The organism is Variovorax boronicumulans (genome assembly GCF_030812215.1).
Lineage (GTDB): Bacteria > Pseudomonadota > Gammaproteobacteria > Burkholderiales > Burkholderiaceae_C > Variovorax > Variovorax boronicumulans_C.
This window is the reverse complement of the sequence record NZ_JAUSSG010000008.1, coordinates 174659-191034: the sequence shown is the minus strand read 5'-3', so window position 1 is coordinate 191034 and position 16376 is coordinate 174659. Positions and strand designations below refer to the sequence as shown.

Sequence of the window (16376 nt, the reverse complement as noted above, 5' to 3'; positions counted from 1 at the left end):
GCGGCTACTTGTTCTTGTTGTAGACGTCGATGAACACCGCCGCCAGCAGCACCAGCCCCTTGATGACCTGCTGGTAGTCGATGCCGATGCCCAGGATCGACATGCCGTTGTTCATCACGCCCATGATGAAGGCGCCGATCACCGCGCCCATCACCCGGCCCACGCCGCCCGAGGCCGAGGCACCGCCGATGAAGCAGGCCGCGATCACGTCGAGCTCGAAGCCCAGGCCCGCCTTGGGCGTGGCCGTGTTCAGGCGCGCCGCGAACACGAGGCCGGCCAACGCGGCGAGCGCGCCCATGTTCACGAAGGTGAGGAAGGCGAGCCGCTGCGTCTTCACGCCCGACAGCCGCGCCGCCTTCTCGTTGCCGCCCAGCGCATAGATGCGCCGGCCGATGGTCGTGCGGTTGGTGACGAAGTCGTACACCACGATCAAGACCGCCATCACCACCAGCACGTTGGGCAGGCCCTTGTAGGTGGAGAGCAGGTAGCTGAAGAAAAGGATGATCGCCGCGAAGAACAGGTTCTTCACGAGGAAGAAGGCATAGGGTTCCTGTTCCATGCCGTGCGCCTTGAGCTTGGCGCGCCCGCGCAGCTTGAAGAACACCAGCGCCGCCGCGGCCAGCGCGCCGACCACCAGCGAGGTGGTGCGCAAGGTGTCGCCGCCGAGCGGATCGGGAATGAAGCCCGAGCTCAGGCGCTGGAACTCCACCGGAAACGGCCCCACCGACTGCCCCGCCAGCAATGCCAGCGTGAGCCCCTTGAACACCAGCATGCCCGCGAGCGTGACGATGAACGAGGGGATCTTGCGGAACGCGACGAACCAGCCCTGCGCGGCACCGATGACGGCGCCGGCCACGATGCTGATGATCGCGGTCGGGATGAAGTGCCATTCGTACTCCACCATCAGCACCGCCGCGAGCGCGCCGATGAAACCGCACACCGAGCCCACCGACAGGTCGATGTGCCCCGCCACGATCACCAGCAGCATGCCCAGCGCCATGATGACCACGTAGCTGTTCTGCAGCAGCAGGTTGGTGAGGTTCAGCGGGCGCAGCAGCGTGCCGTCGGTCAGCACCTGGAACAGCACCATGATCGCGACCAGCGAGATCAGCATGCCGTATTCGCGCAAGTTGTTCTTCAAAAAGCCCACGTGGAGCTTCGCAGTGACCGGCGTCGTGGGTGCGGCGCCCTGCACCGCGTTGGCTTCAGGCTGCGACATGGACGGTGCTCCCTGCGCTCACGATCGCATGCATGATGCGCTCCTGCGACGCCTCGGCCGCGGTGAACTCGGCCACGAAGCGCCCCTCGTTCATCACGTAGATGCGGTCGCACATGCCCAAGAGCTCGGGCAGTTCGGAAGAAATCATGAGAATGCCTTTGCCCTCGTTCGCGAGCTGGTCGATGATGGTGTAGATCTCGTACTTGGCGCCCACGTCGATGCCGCGCGTGGGTTCGTCCAATATCAGCAGTTCCGGCTTGGTGAAGAGCCACTTGCTCAGCACCACCTTCTGCTGGTTGCCGCCCGACAGGTTGACCACCAGCTGCTCGACGCCCGAGCAGCGGATGTTCAGCGCCTTCCTGTAGTCGTTGGCGACCTTGAATTCGCGGCCGTCGTCGATCACCGAGCGTTCGGAAATCGCATCGAGGTTCGCGAGGCTGATGTTCTTGCGGATGCCTTCCTCCAGCACCAGCCCCAGGCCCTTGCGGTCCTCGGTGACGTAGGCGATGCCGTGGTCGATGGCACGGCGCACGGTGCTCACGTCCACCGGCTTGCCGTGCATGAGCACCGAGCCGCTGATGCGCTGCCCGTACGACTTGCCGAACACGCTCATCGCGAGCTCGGTGCGCCCCGCGCCCATGAGGCCCGCGATGCCGACGATCTCGCCCTGGCACACATGCAGGTTCACGCCCTTGATCTGCTCGCGGTCGGCGTGCAGCGCGTGGTGCACGCGCCAGTCGCGCACCTCGAACACCGTCTCGCCGATCTTCGGCGAGCGCTGCGGGTAGCGGTGCTCCATGTCGCGCCCGACCATGCCGCGGATGATGCGGTCTTCGCTGATCGGCGCACCGCGGCAGTCCATCGTCTCGACCGTGGCGCCGTCGCGCAGCACGGTGATCGAATCGGCCACCTTGGCGATCTCGTTGAGCTTGTGCGAGATGAGGATCGATGCGATGCCCTGGCGCTTGAGTTCGAGCAACAGGGTCAGCAGCGCATCGCTGTCGTTCTCGTTGAGGCTGGCGGTGGGCTCGTCGAGGATCAGGAGCTTCACCTCCTTGGCCAGCGCCTTCGCAATTTCCACCAGCTGCTGCTTGCCGACGCCCAGGTCGGTCACCAGCGTGGTGGGCAGCTCTTTCAGGCCCACCTTGGCGAGCAGCTCGCGCGTCTTCGCATAGGCGGCGAACCAGTCGATCACGCCGCCGCTCGCGATCTCGTTGCCCAGAAACAGGTTCTCGGCAATCGAGAGCAGCGGCACCAGCGCGAGCTCCTGGTGGATGATGATGATGCCCAGCTTCTCGCTGTCGGCAATCGTCTTGAAGCGGCGAAGCTCGCCCTCGAAATGGATCTCGCCGGTGTACGAGTCGCACGGGTAGACGCCGCTCAAAACCTTCATGAGCGTCGACTTGCCCGCGCCGTTCTCGCCGACCACCGCGTGGATTTCCCCCGCGCGCACCGCGAGGTTGACGTTGCTGAGCGCCTTCACGCCCGGGAACGTCTTGGTGATCCCGCGCATCTCGAGGATCGTGCCTCCGTCTCCGCTCACCGTGCTCACTTGACCTGGCTTTCCTTGTAGTAGCCGCTGTCCACCAGCACCTGCTTCCAGTTCGAGGCGTCCACGCTCACCGGCTTGAGCAGGTACGAGGGCACGACCTTGATGCCGTTGTTGTAGGTCTTGGTGTCGTTCACTTCGGGCGTCTTGCCCGAGAGCATGGCGTCGACCATCGCGACCGTCACCTTGGCCAGCTCGCGCGTGTCCTTGAACACGGTGGAGGTCTGTTCCTTGCGCAGGATCGACTTGACCGAAGGCACCTCGGCGTCCTGGCCCGAGACGACGGGCATCGGCTGCGAACCCGAGCCGTAGCCCACGCCCTTGAGCGACGACAGGATGCCGATGGACAGGCCGTCGTACGGCGACAGCACCGCATCCACGCGGTCCTTGGTGTAGTAGGCCGACAGCAGGTTGTCCATGCGCGCCTGCGCCACGGCGCCGTCCCAGCGCAGCGTGCCGACCTTGTCCATGCCCATCTGCTTGCTGCGCACCACGAGCTTGCCGCTCTTGATGTAGGGCTCCAGCACCGACATCGCGCCGTTGTAGAAGAAGAAGGCGTTGTTGTCGTCCGGCGAGCCGCCGAACAGCTCGATGTTGAACGGGCCCTTGCCGCTCTTCAACCCCAGCGCCGCCTCGATGGACTGCGCCTGCAGCACGCCGACCTGGAAGTTGTCGAAGGTGGCGTAGTAGTCGACGTTCTTGGAGCCCTTGATGAGCCGGTCGTACGCGATGACCTTCACGCCCTTGTCGGCCGCCTTCTGCAGCACGTCGGAGAGCGTGGTGCCGTCGATGGCCGCGATCACCAGCACCTTGGAGCCCTTGGTCACCATGTTCTCGATCTGCGCGAGCTGGTTCGGGATGTCGTCGTCCGCGTACTGCAGGTCGGTCTTGTAGCCCTTGTCCTTGAAGTACTTGACCATGTTCGCGCCGTCGGCGATCCAGCGGGCCGACGACTTGGTAGGCATCGAGATGGCGATCAGGCCCTTGTCCTGCGCATTGGCAAGGGGCGTGAAGCCGACGATGGCGAAGGCCAGGCCCGCGAGCGAGGCCTTGAGGAAGTTGCGTTTCATGGTGCGATGAACTCCGTCTTTCTTTGATGGGCGTTGTCTTTTTCAAGGAACACCGCGGAACCGGCTTTGCCGGGCCGCTGGTGTTGCCCCCGGCGAGGGGGTTGGCGAAGCGACACGAAGTGCGCGTAGCCTGGGGGAGTACTCAATATTTGCGGTTCGGGAATTCTTTTGCGGCCACTTCCATCGGGAAGATGCCCTCTTCGGTCACGATGCGCTTGGGCAGCGGCTTGCCGGCCTTGATGTCCTTCACGGCCTGCATGAGCTGCGGCCCGAGCAGCGGGCTGCATTCCACCGACACATTGAGCTTGCCGGCGATCATGGCTTCGAACGCGCCCTTCACCCCGTCGATGGAGATGATGGTGATGTCCTTCGCAGGCTTCATGCCGGCTTCCTCGATGGCCTGGATCGCGCCGATCGCCATGTCGTCGTTGTGCGCGAAGAGCACGTTGATCTTCTTGCCGTCGGCCTTGAGGAAGGCTTCCATCACTTCCTTGCCCTTGGCGCGGGTGAAGTCGCCGGTCTGCGAGCGGATGATCTTGAACTTCGGGTCGGCCTTGATGATTTCCTCGAAGCCCTTCTTGCGGTCGATGGCCGGCGCGGAGCCCACGGTGCCCTGCAGCTCGACGATGTTCACCTCGCCCTTCTGGTCCTTCATCTTCTCGACGAGCCAGCGGCCGGCCTTGCGGCCTTCCTCGACGAAGTCGGAGCCCATGAAGGTCACGTAGAGCGTGTCGTCCTTGGTGTTCACCGAGCGGTCGGTCAGCACCACCGGGATCTTGGCGGCCTTGGCTTCGCGCAGCACGGTTTCCCAACCCGATTCGACCACCGGCGAGAACGCGATCACGTCGACCTTCTGCGCGATGTACGAGCGGATCGCCTTGATCTGGTTCTCCTGCTTTTGCTGCGCGTCGGAGAACTTGAGCTCGATGCCCGCCTCCTTGGCCGAGGACTTGATCGACTCGGTGTTGGCGGTGCGCCATTCGCTCTCGGCGCCCACCTGCGCGAAGCCGAGCACGAGCTTCTTCTGCGCGAGGACGGAGGCCGGCAGCATGCCGCCGAGAGCGGCGGCGGCGAGCGCGGTGTTGAGGGTGCGGCGATTCATGGTCATGGCTGTCTCCTTCTTGATGAGTCTGTGGTTCGTGTGATGGCGTACTCGATGAAACCCCGTCCGTCAGGCCAGCATGTAGCCGGTCTTCACGGTCGTGTAGAACTCCGCGGCATGGCGCCCTTGTTCGCGCGGCCCGTAGCCCGACCCCTTGCGGCCGCCGAAGGGCACGTGGAAGTCCACCCCCGCGGTCGGCAGATTGACCATCGTCATGCCGACCACGGCATGGCGCCTGAAATGCATCGCGTGCTTGAGCGAATTGGTGCAGATGCCCGCGCAGAGCCCGAAGGGCGTGTCGTTGCACAGCGCCAGCGCCTGGTCGTAGTCGTCGGCGCGCAGCACGCAGGCCAGGGGGCCGAAGATTTCTTCCCGCGCGATGCGGTGCGCCGGCTTCGCGAGGAACAGCGCGGGGCTCATGTAGTGGCCGGGCGTCGAGCGCTCGAGCGCCTCGCCGCCCCACACATGCTCTGCCCCTTCTTCCCGCGCGATGTCGACCCACGCGAGATTCATCGCCAGGCGCTCTTCGTCGGCCACCGGGCCGATGTCGATGCCGCGCTCGAGGGCGTGGCCGATCTTCAGTGTCTTCAGGCGCTGGCGCAGCTTCGCCACGAAGGCGTCGTGCACAGCCGCCTCGACGATGAGCCGGCTCGATGCCGTGCAGCGCTGGCCGGCGGAAAAGTAGGCGCCCTGCACCGCGCAGTCGACCGCGCGGTCGAGGTCGGCATCGGCCAGCACCACGAGCGCGTTCTTGCCGCCGGTTTCCAGCTGCACCTTCGCGCGCCGGGTGGCGGCCGCCTGCAGCACGCGCTCGCCGTTGGCGGCGGAGCCTGTGAAGCTCAGCGCATCGACCAGTGCGCTGTCGACCAGCGCCTGGCCCACTTCGCGGCCGCTGCCCATCACGAGGTTGAAGGCGCCCGCCGGGAGGCCCGCGCGGCTGATGATCTCGGCCAGCGCCCAGCCGCAGGCCGGCACCAGCTCGGCCGGCTTGAACACCACGCTGTTGCCATGGGCCAGCGCGGGCGCGATCTTCCAGGCGGGAATCACGAAGGGTGCGTTCCACGGCGTGATGAGCCCGGTCACGCCGACCGCCTCGCGCGTCACGTCGACCTGCACGCCGGCGCGCGTGGAGGCCATGTTCTCGCCACCGCCGCCGCGCAGCGCTTCGCCCGCGAAGAACTTGAAGACCTGCCCCGCGCGCGCCGTCTCGGCCACGGCCTCGGGCAGCGTCTTGCCCTGCTCGCGCGCCAGCAGCAGGCCCAGTTCGTCCTTGCGCGCCAGGAGCTCGGCGCCGATGCGGTCGAGCACGTCGGCGCGGCGCTGCGGGGTGCTGTGGCTCCAGTGCGGAAAGGCCTCGGTGGCCGCGCGGATGGCGGCTTCGGCCTGGCGGCGGTCGGCACGTGCGTACTCGGCGACCACCTCGCTGGTGTCCGACGGATTGGCACTCACACCGGTGGTCGCGCTGGTTTCCCAGCGGCCGTTGATGTACTGCCGCACGTTCTGATGGATCTCACCGTGGATCACGAGGGCGCCGATCTTTGTCTCTTTGTTTGAAGTGGCGTGAGTCTAGGAACAGAATTGATATCGATCCAATCGTTTTTTCGACAAAATGCATATCGATCAAAGGATTCTGGAAAACCCGATAAGCCCTTAGTTCCACCAAGTCATGACCAACTACAACCACTGGTTTATTCGCGCGCGGCTCAAGACACGGCAGCTCCTGCTGCTGGTCGCGCTGGCGGAAGAAGGCAACATCCACCGCGCGGCGCAGGTGCTCAACATGACGCAGCCGGCCGCGTCGAAACTGCTCAAGGACCTGGAGGACGTGCTGGAGGTGCCGCTGTTCGATCGCCTGCCGCGCGGCATGCGGCCCACCTGGTACGGCGAGACGATGATCCGCCACGCCCGCGTCGCGCTCGCGAGCCTGAACCAGGCGCACGACGAACTCACCGCGCTCAAGGCCGGCCGCTTCGGGCAGGTGAGCGTGGGCGCCATCACCGCGCCGGGGCTGGCGCTGCTGCCGCCGGCCGTCGCGATGGTCAAGCGCGAGCAGCCCGACCTGCGCGTGTCGCTGGAAATCGAAACCAGCCCGGTGCTGATCGAGCGGCTCGAGCAGGGCAAGCTCGACATCCTCGTGGCCCGGCTCTTTGCCGAACACGACAAGTCGCAACTGCGCTACGAGGCGCTGAGCGAGGAGCCGGTGTGCGCGCTGGTGCGGCCGGGCCATCCGATGCTCGGCGAGAGCGGGCTCACGCTGCGCGACGTGGTCGGCGCCGGCTGGATCGTGCCGCCCGCGGGCAGCGTGCTGCGCCACCGCTTCGAGCTGATGTTCCAGGAAGAAGGCCTCGCGCCGCCGACCAACACCATCGAGAGCTCGGCGCTGCTCTTCATCACCCGCATGCTGCAGCAGAGCGACATGCTGGCGGTGCTCGCGACCGACGTGGCGCGCTACTACGCATCGCACGGCATCGTGTCGCTGCTGCCGCTGGACATGCCCTGCCACATGGACCAGTTCGGCATCATCACGCGCACCGACCGGCTGCTGTCGCCCGCGGCCCGCGTGATGATGAAGGCGCTCAAGACCGCCAGCATGAGCGTCTACGGCCGAAAACTCGAGATCGACTGACCGACGGGTTCATTCGGGGAATGCCGCGGAACCGGCTTCGCCGGGCCGCTGGCGTTGCCCCGGGCGAGGGGGTAGGAGAAGCGACACGAAGTGCGCGGAGCCTGGGGGAGTGCCTGTTCAGGTCCAACCGGCGTCCACAGTGAACTCCTGCGCGGTGCACATCTTCGCGTCGTCCGACGCGAGGAACAGCACCATGCGCGCGATGTCTTCCGGCATCAGCTTGTCGGGCAGGCATTGGTTGCGCTTGAGGGCCTTCTCACCCTCTTCATCGAGCCACAGCTTCACCTGCCGCTCGGTCATCACCCAGCCGGGCGACACGGTATTGATGCGGATGCGGTCCTTGCCCAGGTCCACCGCGAGACCGCGCGTGAGGCCGTTCACCGACGACTTCGCAATGGCATAGCAGGGATAGCCCGAGCCCTTCGTCTGCCAGCCCGTGGAGCCGAGGTTCACCACCGAGCCGAAGCCCAGCCGCTTCATGCCGGGCACCACCGATTGAATGGCGAACAGCGCCGGCCGCTCGTTGATCGCCATGCGGTTGTCGTAGTAGTCGGGCGTGACCGATTCGAGCGTGTGGCGGTCGTCGCTCGCCACGTTGTTGACCAGCACCGCGAAGTCGCCGAGCGCGGCGGCCGCATCGGCGATGGCGCCTTGCAGCGCGCCGATGTCGCGCACGTCGCAGGCGCGCCACCAGGGCGCCGCATGGCCGGCCTCGACGATCTGCTGCGCGAGCGCCGCGCTGGCGCTCTCGGCGATGTCGATGAAAGCCACCCGCGCGCCTTGCGCCGCAAAGGCGGCGACGATGGCCGCGCCGATGCCGCTGCCACCACCGGTGACGAACACGGTGCGGTCTTTCAGGCTCGGATGGATCGAGAGTTGGGGTGAATTCAAGAAGGGTCTCCGGTGAGATGGAAAACTGACATTGCAAAAAGCATATCGATCTATTCCATATTGTTTGATTTCAATTATCAATATGCCTTGATACGATCCGCCGCGTCAAGGAGACATGACAAGGAAAACAATGACGAGCTACACCGCGCCCTCGATCGAGGGCTCCCCCGAATGCATCTGGCCGGCCGAGGCGAACCTGGGCGAAGGCACGCTGTGGTCAGAGCGCGAGCAGGCGCTCTACTGGATCGACATCCTCACGCCGCGCCTGTTCTGGTTCCGCCCGTCGGACGGCGCGCGGCGGGCCTGGCAGTTCGATGAGGAGATCACCGCGATCTCGGAACGCGCGAACGCACCGGGCCTCGTGCTCACGCTGCGCCGCGGCTTCGCGCTCTTCGACACGACCCAGCTGCCGGGCGCCGGCGCGAAGCCGCGCTACCTGCACCAGCCCGAACCCGAGCGCACCAACAACCGCTTCAACGACGGCAAGTGCGACAGCCGCGGCCGCTTCTGGGGCGGCAGCATGGACTTCGACTGCAAGGCGCCCACCGGCGCGCTCTATCGCTACGACGCCGACGGCCGCTGCACGAAGCACGACGACGGCTTCGAGGTGACCAACGGCCCCACGTGGTCCGCCGACGGACGCACCATGTACTTCAACAACACGGTGCTCAACAACCTCTACGCCTACGACTTCGACATGGAAGCGGGCACCGTGTCGAACCGCCGCGTGTGGCACCGTTTTCCCAAGCCGGACGGCCTGCCCGACGGCATGACCACCGACGCGGCCGGGCGCCTGTGGATCGCGCACTGGGACGGCGCCTGTGTCACCTGCCACGACCCGGTGACCGCGGCGGAACTCGCCCGCATTCCGCTGCCCGCGAGCAACGTCACCGACTGCGCCTTCGGCGGCGCGGACATGCAGACGCTCTACATCACGACCGCGCGCAACGGCCGCACCGAAGAACAGTTGAAGAGCGAGCCGCTGGCCGGCGGCCTGTTCGCCGTGCGCATCGGCAGCCCCGGCGTGCCGGCCGCCTTGTTCGCCGGCTGACACGAGGCTTCAGCCGGCGACGCTGAAGCGGTGTTCCGTCGTGCTGCGGAACACCTCGCCCGGCCGCAGCACGGTCGATGGAAAGCCGGGCTGGTTCGGCGAATCCGGGTAGTGCTGCGTCTCCAGGCAGAGGCCGTCGCCCTGGCGCAGGCTCGCCCCCTGCGCCCCCATGAGGCTGCCGTCGAGGAAATTGCCCGAATAGAACTGCACGCCGGGTTCGGTGGTGTGCACTTCCATCACGCGGCCCGAGGCTTCGTGTAGCAGGCGCGCGGCCCATGCGAGGCCATCGCCGCCGCGGTCCCCATCGAGAACCCAGTTGTGGTCGTAGCCGTGCGCGCGCAGCAACTGCGCGTGCCCTTCGCGGATGCGCTCGCCGATGCGCGACGGTGCCCGGAAATCGAAGGGCGTCGCGCCCACCTCTTCCAGCCCGAGCGGGATCAGCGTCGCATCCACCGGGCAGTAGCGGCTTGCGGGCAGCGTCAGCACATGGTCCATCACATCGCCGCTGCCGGCGAGGTTGAAGTAGTCGTGGTGGCTCAGGTTCAGCACCGTCGGCTTGTCGGTCGTCGCGCGGTAGTCGATGCGCCAGGTGTTCTCGTTCGCCGAGAGCGTGTAGCGCACCGTGAGCTGCACTTCGCCCGGATAGCCTTCTTCGCCATCGGCGCTCGTGTAGCGCAGCTCGATGGCGATGTCGCCGCGCGCATCCTCCGCGGACACCGGCTCGATCTGCCAGAAGCGCGTGCCGAAACCCTTCGCGCCGCCGTGCAAGGAATTCGCGCCGTCGTTCAGGCCCACCTGGCAGGCGGCGCCATCGAGCGAGAACCGCCCGGCCGCGATGCGGTTCGCATAGCGGCCGACGATGGTGCCGAAGTGCGGATGCGGCTTAAGGTAGTCGTCGAGCGAGGGCAGCCCCAGCACGATGTTCGCAGCCTGTCCGTGCCGGTCGGGCACGCGCAGCGCGGTGACGATGCCGCCGTGGTTGATGGCGCGGAGGCTGAGGCCGCGGCCGTTGTCCAGGGTGTATTCGGTCACGACGCGCCCATCGGGCATGCGGCCGTATTCATGTGAAGTGATGCTGCTCATTCGGCTCCAGGGATGGGTGGAAACAGCGCCTCGCGCGCGCACAGCGATGCGGTCTGCAGGCCGATGCGATCGGTGAGGTCGTGGTAAGTGGGTGGCTCCGCCGCATGCGTTTTCAGCTCGATGCGATGGCCCGCCTTCGCCACCGCATCGCCGAAGCGCTGCTGCAGGGCGAAGGGCGTGTTCCTGTCGTTGGGATTGCCGATCAGCACGATGCGCCGCGCCGGGTCGCGCACGATGCCGTCCACATGATCGAGCGGATCGTAGAACTGCGTGCTGCCCGTGGTGTCGGTGCGTCCGCCCTTCGACATGCCCAGCATGCGCGCGCGCTCCAGCAGCCCGTAGGCGCCCGAGGTCAGTACCGCGCAGGCCACGCGCGTGCGGCCCATGGTGAGCAGCGCGGCACCGGCGGTCGCGCCGCCGCTGTGCCCCAGGATCACGATGCGCTGCAGCTGGTGGCGCTGCATGAGCGCATCGAGCGCCGCATCGAGCGCGTGGAACTCCACGGGCTCGCGGCGCCTCCGGTGGTCGCCCGAAGAGCCGTACGTGCCGGGCCGCGCCATGAAGATCCACGGCACGCCCGCGCGGTCGCGGCTGCGTTGCGCATCGAGCGTGCGCAGCGCCTCGGTGTTGCCGGAAATGCGCGTGGGCGGCTGGTCCATCACGCTGTCGCGATCGCCCGAGAACTGCACGATGGCCACGCGCGCGCCATCGATCTCGTCGCTCGCGAAGTAGCGGATGCAGGCCGGCCCCTCGACCGGCTGCACCCAGAGGTAGCCGCGGCGGTCGGGGCAGTTCGCGCGCACGGCCGGCTGGTTCCAGTGCAGCACCTCGTCTTCGGCGGCCGCCCCGCGTGCGGTCGGTGTGCCCGGCGCGCGCAGGTCGGCGCCGGCGCGCTGCGCACAGGCGGCCTGCATCAACGCGAGCAGCACGAACGCGAGGCGCCGATGTCGCCACAGGGCGGGCATGACAGGCGGCGTGGTCACAGCTTCTTCAACAGCGAAGGAATGGTGCCGAAGTCCGAGCGGTCGCGGTCGCCTTTCACCAGCAGCAGGTCGCCATCGCGCAGGAACTCGCCGAGGTAGAGGGTCAGTTCGGCCGCGTTGTCGAAATGCGGGCCGAGCAGGCTCGCGGGCACCTCTTCGCGCAGCCAGCGCATCTCGTCGCCGTGCGTCACCAGGTGCGCGATGCCCGAGGCCAGCAGCGGCTCGGCCAGCCCGCGGTGCATCGCCTCGGCCTGCTCGCCCAGGTTCACGATGCGCCCGAGCACGCCGACCTTGCGGGCGACCGGTGCATTGCCGGACGGTGCGCGGTAGCTGCGCACGAAGCTCATCGCGTTGCGCATCGACATGACCTCGGCGTTCCAGCTGTCGTCGACCAGCGTGACCAGCGCACCGCTGCGGGTGCGCAGCGGCTCCACCTGCATCACCGAGGCAGGCAGCCGCACGTGGGGCATGCGCGCGCTGGCTTCCTCGGCATCGAAGCCCATCGCCACGATCGCGGCGAAGGCCAGCGCCGAGTTGCGCACCAGCCCGATGCTGGCCACCGGAAACAGGTACTCGTGGATGCGCCCCTTGAACGAGAGCCGCACGCGGCAGCCCGAGGATTCGGGGCGCGCATCGAGCAGGCGGATGTTGTCGCCCGGCCCGGTGCCCACGGTCCACACCTTGGCGGCCGTGCGCATCACGGCCTTCACGACCTTCGCGAGGTAGGGAATGTGCCCGCTCACGACGGCGATGCCGCCGGGCTCCAGCCCGAGGAAGATGCGCGACTTGTACTCGGCCGTCTTCTCCAGCGTGTTGGTCTTGGCGGTTTGCGAGATCCCCACCTCGGTGAGGATCGCCACATGCGGGCGCGCCTCCAGCGAGATCGGCCCGCGGTCCATCCACAGCGCGCTCTGCGCCATCTCCAGGATGCAGACGTCCACGTCGGGCCCCAGGCTCGCCATGGCACCGGGCACGCCGACGCGCGAGTTGTTGTTCTCCACCGTGGTGAGCACGCGCGCGCCCGGCGGCAGCAGGTCGCGCACCATCGCGATGGTGGACGACTTGCCCACCGTGCCGGTGACGCCCACCACCAGCCCCTTGTAGCGCGCCCGCGCGGCCGCGCCGAGCGAGAGCAGCGCACGGATCGGGTCGGGCACCTGCAGCAGCGGAAAGTCCGGCGGCAGCCCTTCGACCGCGTGCTGCACGATCGCGCCCGCGCACTGGGTGTGCAGGCGCGGAAGGTCGTCGTGCTGGTCCCAGTCTTCCAGCGCGTGGCTGAAGTTCTCGTGCGCGGCCAGCGTGCGGTAGTCCGATGCGACGAACAGCGCCGGCCCCGGCCGCACCTTCAGGTGCATCGGAAGGCGCACCACCGACTGCACCGACCAGCCCGCGGGCGGCGGCACCAGCCACTGGCCGCCGGTGATCTGCGCGAGCTGCTCGGCCGTCCACACCGGTCCGGACTCGCGGCTGGCACCCGGCAGGTTGACCGAGAGCACCGGCGCGCGGGTCTCGGGCAGCGGCACCGGCACGCCGGGCATGCGCAGGCCGCACCACACGGGAAGCCGCCGCGCCGCGGGCAGCTCGGGCGCGCCGCGCAGGCGCACTTCGAGCTGCAGCACATCGCTTTCCATCTGGCGCGCGAGCGGCGGCCGCAGGCCGTAGCGGTCGCGGTAGATGCGCCCGGGCGTCCAGCGGCTGGTCGGCCACATCCAGTCGCAGGGGTCGTGGTCCATGCCCTCGCCCCAGGCCGGCATGGTCTTGCTGCGCATGGGCAGCGCGCGGAACTGCAAGCGCAGGTCGGCATCGACCGGCGCGTCGACCGTCCAGAACGACTCCACCCACAGCAGCTGGCGGCCGAAGACCTGGTTGGGCATGCAGCGCATGCCCACGAGGCGCAGCGGTCCGATCTTCAGCGGCGGCATGGCCGCGTCCGCGGGCACGGCATCGACGACCCAACCGGGCCTGGCGCTGCGCAAGGGCGGCGAGGCGGGGCGCGCCACCGTCGCTTCGGCCGTCACCGGTTGCAGCGGTTGTCGCGGCAGCACCTCCCGCGCCGGTGGCGCCAGGTGCAGCACGCAGCCGCCCTCCGGCGTCGGGAAGACCTGCGTGCCCAGCGCGTGGCATTGGGCGGCGAAGCGTTCGCTCGCAGCACGCGCGCGATCGCCTTCGTACGCTTCGGAAAAACCGAAGTCCACGCGGATGGGCGTGAACTGCACCCGCTCGACACCGTGCGGATGGAGCGTGAGCGAGAAGATGCCCGCGCTCCACGCATCGCCGCGCATCGCATCGAACAGCAGGTCGCCCGCGTCGTGGATGATCGGCCGCCCGCGGTAGATCTCGATGCCCTGCAGCACATGCGCCGAGGTGCCGAGGATGGCATCGGCGCCCGCATCGATGATCGCGTGGCCCACCGCGATCTCGGCGCGCGAGGGCACGGTCTCCAGGTTGTCGCCCCAGTGCACCGCCACCAGCACCACGTCGGCGTGCGACCGCGCCCGCGCGATGCGCGGCGCGAGCGTCGCGGTCCATTCGGCGGGGTCGGCCAGCGGCAGATACGCGCCGCCCGGATGCCAGGCCGTGGCCGCGAATTTCGGCTGCGTGGCATCGAGCGAGAACAGCGCCACGCGCACCTCGCCGGCGCGGGCCATCACCGGCTGCAGCGCGGCCTCGAGGTCGGGGCCGGTGCCCGCCGAACCGATGCCCGCGGCGTCCAGCAGCGTCTTCTGCTCCAGCAGGGCCTGCGGGCCGTAGTCGCCGCTGTGGTTGTTGGCGGTGCTCACGAGGTCGATGCGCGCGGCCGTCAGCACGTCGATCATCTCGGGCCGCGCACGGTAGTAGTAGGCGCCGGTCTCGTCCTTGTCGGCACCCTGCTCGCCGGTGGTCGCGACCACGCATTCGAGATTGACGATGCGCAGGTCCGCATCGCGCAACGCGGCGATGTTGCCGAGCATCGCCTGCGGTCCGCCCAGTTCGGCCACCCGGTAGTGCTGGCGCCGGCCCAGGTTCACGTCGCCGCCCCAGGCCACCACGCCGCGCGGGCCCGATGCGGCGGCCGTTTCCGCGGCACCGGCTTCGGCCTGCTGCGCCTCGCGCTTCTGCAGCATCCGGTGGTACGCCACATAGCCCGAGAGGTAGTGCTCCACGTCGTCGATGCGCACCCGGAAGCTGTGGTGCTTGATGAAGAACGAGCCCGCGATGCGGTCCGGGTTGCGGAAGAACATCGCCAGCTCGGGCCAGAAGTGGCCGTTGGCCAGATAGCGCGCGCGATGCTCCAGCGCGCGGTCGAACTTCTCGCGGTCCAGGCCCGCCAGCAACGGGCGCAGCGCCGGGTCGGCATCGATGCGCAGCACCATCTCGCGCGCCGCCATCATCAATTCGAGCAGCGTCGGGAAGGTGGTGATGCGCTCCAGCACGAAGTCCAGGTACCCGGCCACGTTCTGCAGGCCGAACTGGTAATAGCGCGTCTCGGGCCGGTAGCGCGTGAGCTCGTTGACGCAGTAGCTCAGCCAGTGGTCGTGCGCCTGCCAGTGCTTGGCGGCGATGAAATGGTCGAAGGCTTTTTCCACCACCGCGAGCCAGCGCTCGTCGCGCGTGAGCCCATAGAGGCGCATCAGCCCGAAGGCGGCCTCGCCGTCGTAGTAGATGACCCGGAACGCATCCTTGATGTCGAGCTTGGGGAAGTTGAGCACATGCACGAAGCGCCCGCTCTTCGTGTCCTGCATGGCGCGGATGCCCAGGGCGAGCTGCTCCATCAGCGTCATGTACTGCCGGTCGCCGGTGAGCTCGGTGTACTTCACCAGTGCGAGCAGGCAGACCGCGTTGCCGCCGAGCTTGACCTCGTTGCCGACGTCCACCAGAAGCGCCGCCTGCGCGCCGTCGGGCAATGGCACCTGCCGGATCAGCCGCTGCGTGAGGATGCCCAGCGAGCGGTCGATGGCCGCCTTCTGCGTGGCGCTGCGGGTGAGCTCCCAGGCTTCGAGCATCGCGTAGGTGGTGCTGGCGTGGCGCAGGGTGTTGTAGGTGGGAATGGCGCGGTCGAAGCAGGGGAACCAGCCGTAGTGGAATTCGCCCGTGGGCTTGACCTGTTCGGCGAGGTAGTCGCTCGCCGAATCGATCATGGCGCGCACCTGCCGCGCGTTCCAGTCGTCCAGCCGGCGAAAGCCCGCGGCCTGGCCTTCGGCGGTGATCGGCCAGGCGCCCGCGGCATCGACGTACACCGCGCGGGTGGTGAAGCACCACACGGGCGCGGCGTCGTCCGAGGGGAAGTCGATCTCCGTGCCGAAGCGGCGCTTGGCGTACAGCCGCAGGTTGGCGAGGTTGGGCAGTGCGTGCTCGACCTCGCCGCTGTAGAGAACCGCCGCGCCCTGCATCTCCTGGGCAAGCATCGCGTGCTTGAAGCGCGCGTCGAAGGCGATGCCGAGGTTGAAGTAGTTGCGCTTGGTTTGCGCCATCTTCGCCTTCAACTCGCCCCAGCTCATGGCCGTGACCGTGTCGACGATTTCCGCGCGCAGGCGCTCGAAAGGCCGGTCGCCGCGCTTGGCCTGGAGGGCCGCCGCATCGGCGCCCCGCTTCCATGCGGCCTCGATGTCCGGCCCGCGTCCGGACGCCACGCGGGCCCGGCTTTCGCCTTCGCCCATGGCGAAGAACACCACGCATCCCGCCTCCGCGGTGGCGGGCGATGCAAGGGGCAGTGCGCCCCCGGCATCGGCCAGGGCAAGCCTGGCGCGGTTCAACAGATCGGCGAGAGAGTTCGGTTCGTGCGTCATTCCACCGCGAATGATGACAGGGCACGACGCCGCCTG

Annotated in this window: 11 protein-coding genes; 2 read left to right on the top strand and 9 right to left on the bottom strand. The window is 67.8% G+C overall.

From position 1 onward, the window contains the following. Nucleotides 1–4: 4 nt before the first annotated feature. The 5 genes from mmsB to J2W23_RS21520 form a co-directional block, all read right to left on the bottom strand. A complete protein-coding gene (gene mmsB, locus J2W23_RS21540; protein ID WP_307650182.1) occupies nt 5–1219 on the bottom strand; it encodes a multiple monosaccharide ABC transporter permease in 1215 nt (404 codons plus the stop codon). Next, on the bottom strand, nt 1206–2732 hold the full coding sequence (gene mmsA / locus J2W23_RS21535) for a multiple monosaccharide ABC transporter ATP-binding protein (protein ID WP_307650330.1): 1527 nt from the start codon (nt 2730–2732) through the stop codon (nt 1206–1208). Before mmsA ends, mmsB begins: the two co-directional genes overlap by 14 nt. 35 nt (nt 2733–2767) lie before the next feature. Continuing rightward, nucleotides 2768–3838, bottom strand: coding sequence for a multiple monosaccharide ABC transporter substrate-binding protein (chvE, locus tag J2W23_RS21530; RefSeq protein ID WP_307650181.1), 1071 nt, complete (start codon nt 3836–3838; stop codon nt 2768–2770). A gap of 142 nt (nt 3839–3980) precedes the next feature. Beyond that, complete coding sequence (locus J2W23_RS21525) at nt 3981–4946, bottom strand: ABC transporter substrate-binding protein (protein ID WP_307650180.1); 966 nt, start codon at nt 4944–4946, stop codon at nt 3981–3983. 63 nt (nt 4947–5009) lie between these two features. Next, entirely contained in the window at nt 5010–6464 is a 1455-nt protein-coding gene (locus J2W23_RS21520; RefSeq protein ID WP_307650179.1) for an aldehyde dehydrogenase family protein, read from the bottom strand. A gap of 142 nt (nt 6465–6606) precedes the next feature. On the opposite strand from J2W23_RS21520, the gene J2W23_RS21515 reads away from it, so the two are divergent. Continuing rightward, the gene (locus J2W23_RS21515) at nt 6607–7566 is read left to right on the top strand and encodes a LysR family transcriptional regulator (RefSeq protein WP_307650178.1); all 960 of its coding nucleotides are present in this window, start codon (nt 6607–6609) and stop codon (nt 7564–7566) included. Nucleotides 7567–7683: 117 nt separating this feature from the next. On the opposite strand, the gene J2W23_RS21510 is transcribed toward J2W23_RS21515, so the two are convergent. After that, on the bottom strand, nt 7684–8457 hold the full coding sequence (locus tag J2W23_RS21510; RefSeq protein WP_176660271.1) for an SDR family NAD(P)-dependent oxidoreductase: 774 nt from the start codon (nt 8455–8457) through the stop codon (nt 7684–7686). Nucleotides 8458–8572: 115 nt separating this feature from the next. Here J2W23_RS21510 and J2W23_RS21505 point away from each other — a divergent pair, with 115 nt between their 5' ends. Next, nucleotides 8573–9508, top strand: a complete 936-nt coding sequence (locus tag J2W23_RS21505) for an SMP-30/gluconolactonase/LRE family protein (RefSeq protein ID WP_307650177.1) — start codon at nt 8573–8575, stop codon at nt 9506–9508. Between the two features lie 9 nt (nt 9509–9517). On the opposite strand, the gene J2W23_RS21500 is transcribed toward J2W23_RS21505, so the two are convergent. Genes J2W23_RS21500 through J2W23_RS21490 form a run of 3 tightly spaced genes read right to left on the bottom strand, consistent with a single transcriptional unit; the run spans nt 9518 to nt 16340 of the window. Beyond that, nucleotides 9518–10591 (bottom strand): aldose epimerase family protein, encoded by a 1074-nt coding sequence (locus J2W23_RS21500; protein WP_307650176.1) that lies wholly within the window; start codon nt 10589–10591, stop codon nt 9518–9520. Then, nucleotides 10588–11574 (bottom strand): alpha/beta hydrolase family protein, encoded by a 987-nt coding sequence (locus J2W23_RS21495; protein ID WP_307650175.1) that lies wholly within the window; start codon nt 11572–11574, stop codon nt 10588–10590. Before J2W23_RS21495 ends, J2W23_RS21500 begins: the two co-directional genes overlap by 4 nt. Beyond that, the gene (locus tag J2W23_RS21490; RefSeq protein WP_373423970.1) at nt 11571–16340 is read right to left on the bottom strand and encodes a CapA family protein; all 4770 of its coding nucleotides are present in this window, start codon (nt 16338–16340) and stop codon (nt 11571–11573) included. The genes J2W23_RS21495 and J2W23_RS21490 overlap by 4 nt, the downstream gene beginning before the upstream one ends. Nucleotides 16341–16376: the final 36 nt, after the last annotated feature.

Excerpts from the sequence above, each read along its gene's own strand:
- mmsB (WP_307650182.1), bottom strand. The coding sequence starts at position 1,219 with ATGTCGCAGCCTGAAGCCAACGCGGTGCAGGGCGCCGCACCCACGACG.
- mmsA (WP_307650330.1), bottom strand. The coding sequence starts at position 2,732 with ATGCGCGGGATCACCAAGACGTTCCCGGGCGTGAAGGCGCTCAGCAAC.
- chvE (WP_307650181.1), bottom strand. The coding sequence starts at position 3,838 with ATGAAACGCAACTTCCTCAAGGCCTCGCTCGCGGGCCTGGCCTTCGCC.
- J2W23_RS21525 (WP_307650180.1), bottom strand. The coding sequence starts at position 4,946 with ATGACCATGAATCGCCGCACCCTCAACACCGCGCTCGCCGCCGCCGCT.
- J2W23_RS21515 (WP_307650178.1), top strand. The coding sequence starts at position 6,607 with ATGACCAACTACAACCACTGGTTTATTCGCGCGCGGCTCAAGACACGG.
- J2W23_RS21505 (WP_307650177.1), top strand. The coding sequence starts at position 8,573 with ATGACAAGGAAAACAATGACGAGCTACACCGCGCCCTCGATCGAGGGC.
- J2W23_RS21500 (WP_307650176.1), bottom strand. The coding sequence starts at position 10,591 with ATGAGCAGCATCACTTCACATGAATACGGCCGCATGCCCGATGGGCGC.
- J2W23_RS21490 (WP_373423970.1), bottom strand. The coding sequence starts at position 16,340 with ATGACGCACGAACCGAACTCTCTCGCCGATCTGTTGAACCGCGCCAGG.